The following is a 3,073-nucleotide window of genomic DNA, read 5'->3' on the forward strand; positions in this document are numbered from 1 at the left end:
AAGCTTCTCTTTCGACGTATTCGTCGGGGATATCGCGCGGACGCTCTATAATGGCGGAACGATGGTCATCTGTCCGAAAGACGACCGGATTGATTTTAACCGTCTGTATGGCTGGATTCATGATTATCAGATTACAGTGTTCGAATCGACCCCGGCCCTGATCGTACCGTTTATGCAGCATGTGCATGAACAGGGACTGGACATGAGCAGTCTGGAACTGCTGATCACCAGCTCGGACAGCTGCAGCGTGACAGATTACCGGGTGCTGCAAGAACGGTTTGGCCCGGATATTCGCATTATTAACAGCTACGGGGTAACGGAAGCGGCGATTGACTCCAGCTTCTACGATGAAGAGCTGTCGAAGCTGCCAAGCAGCGGCAGTGTGCCGATTGGTCAAGCGTGGCTGAACGCACGCTTCTACATCGTGGACAGCCAGCTGAATCCAGTGCCGATCGGCGTACTGGGCGAGCTATGCATTGGCGGAGCCGGGGTAGCGCGCGGCTACCTGAACCGTGCGGACCTGACAGCCGAGAAATTCGTAGCCAATCCGTATGTACCAGGTGAACGATTGTATCGCACAGGCGATTTGGCGCGGTGGATGCCGGACGGCAATGTGGACTTCATCGGCCGGATGGACTACCAGGTGAAAATCCGGGGCTTCCGGATTGAACTGGGCGAGGTGGAAGCCCAGCTGCTGACCGTGGACGGCATCGAGAAGGCCATAGTCACCGCCTGGGAAAATGAAGACGGAGACAAGGATCTGTGTGCGTATGTCGTAGCCTCTGCGGCGCTGAATTTGCCAGAGCTGCGCAGCATACTCCAGCCAAAACTGCCGGGTTATATGATCCCGACGTATGTTGTACAGCTGGATCGTTTCCCGCTGACACCGAACGGAAAAATTGACCGCAAAGCGTTGCCTGCGCCTGAAGCGCGCCTCGAAGGAGGTACGGAGTACGTTGCGCCGCGGACACTGCTGGAAGAGCAGCTGGTAGGTATTTGGCAAAGCGTTTTGAATCATCGGCAGATAGGCATTAAGGATAACTTCTTTGAAGTGGGAGGACATTCTCTGCGCGCCACAACACTGATGGCGAAAATTCATCAGGAGCTGAATTACAAGCTGGCCCTGCGAGATATTTTCCAATATCCGACGATTGAGCAACTGGTACAGGTGATGGGAGAAGATCAGACACAGCAAACGTATGTATCTATACCTGTTGCGGAGGAGCGCACATATTATCCAGTTTCCTCGGCGCAAAAACGGATGTACGTTCTGAGTCACCTGGAAGGCGGAGAGGTTAGCTACAACATGCCAGGAGCTTTGATTATTGAAGGTTCCTTGGATAAAACGCGACTGGAGCAAGCCTTTCGTCAGCTGATTGCCCGTCATGAAGCCTTGCGGACTAGGTTCGACATGGTGGATGGCGAGGTTGTTCAACGGATTGAATCGAACGTCGAATTCAACGTGGAGCATGTGCAGGCAAGCGAAGAAGAGACACAGCAGTACGCATTGGACTTTGTACGCGCATTTGATCTCGCGCAAGCACCGTTGCTGCGGGTTCAGTTGGTGGAAAACGGACCGCAACGTCACGTAATGCTCTATGACATGCACCATATTATTTCGGATGGCGTAACTGAAGGAATTATCGTGCAGGAGTTCTCTCAATTGTATGAAGGCAAGGAGCTGCCGCCACTCCGCATCCAGTACAAGGACTATGCCGTTTGGCAGCATGCCGATATGCAAAGTGAACGTCTTCGTGAGCAAGAAAGCTATTGGCTGAAAACCATGGCTGGTGAAATTCCGGCGCTGGATATGCCAACGGATTTTGCAAGACCAGCCGTACAGCGTCTGGAAGGAGCTCGATTGGAATTTGCGATCAGCCTCGAGGACAGTGAACAGTTAAAACAGCTGGCCGTGCAAACCGGATCAACCTTGTATATGGTATTGCTTGCAGCGTATAGCACGCTCTTGCATAAATATTCGGGGCAGGAGGACATTATCGTCGGAACGCCGATTGCCGGAAGACCACATGCAGAGTTGAGTAGCCTGGTAGGCGTATTCCTCAACACGCTGGCGATCCGCAATTATCCGTCTGGCGACAAAACGTTCCTTGATTACCTGCAAGAGGTCAAAGAGCATGCACTCAGTGCTTATGAGCATCAGGAATATCCTTTTGAAGAGCTGGTTGAAAAGCTGAATTTAACACGGGATACGAGCCGGAATGCGCTGTTTGACACGATGTTTGAGTTGAAGACATTTGAGCAGCAGGAGTTCGAGCTGGAAGGTCTGACCTTTAAGCCGTATCCGACGGACAATAATACGGCCAAATTTGATCTGACCTTGGATGCAGTGGAGCAGCCGGAAGGTATTCTGTGCAGTCTGGAATACAGCACAGCGCTGTACAAGCCAGAGACCATCAAGCGATTCGCGCAGCATTTTAACGAACTCGTTCGTGCGATTACACTTCATCCACAGCAGCCACTGGCAGCTCTGGATATGGTACCCGCCGAGGAAAAGGCTCAAATTATCTATGGATTTGGAGAAGTGGGGGTATCGGATGTTGCTGCTGTTGAGGCAGGAGCCTTGTTCCATGCTTTTGTGGAAGAACAGGCGCAGCTTGTACCGGATCACCTGGCAGTTGTGTACGAGGATCAACAGCTTACGTACCGGAAACTGAACGAACGAGCGAACCAATTGGCGCGTAGATTGAGAAATGAAGGCATTGGACGCGAGTCGATTGTCGGCATTTTGAGTGAACGTTCGGTGGACATGTTGGTCGGCGTATTGGCAGTGTGGAAGGCAGGAGGCGCATATGTGCCGCTGGATGCGGACTATCCGTCAGAACGTATTCGTTTCATGCTGGAGGACAGCGGTGCGACGGTACTGTTGACCCAAACGGGCTTGCAGGAGCGTGCACAGGCATGGCTGGAGGAAAGCCAAGCTACATCCGAACCAGCCACGGGACTGCGTCTGCATACCGTACTGGCGTTGGACGATGAGTCACTGTACACCGGAGATACGACAGACGTTGACCACATCAACGAACCGCAGGATCTGGCGTATGTGATCTATACC

The 3,073-nt window shown here is 52.5% G+C and carries 1 protein-coding gene; it reads left to right on the forward strand.

The window, feature by feature from the left end:
• Positions 1-3,073: condensation domain-containing protein (locus L693_RS27695; protein ID WP_155983768.1), on the forward strand; the 3,073-nt coding region annotated here is incomplete at both ends.

Source organism: Paenibacillus sp. 1-18 (assembly GCF_000520755.1).
Taxonomy (GTDB): Bacteria; Bacillota; Bacilli; order Paenibacillales; family Paenibacillaceae; genus Paenibacillus; species Paenibacillus brasilensis.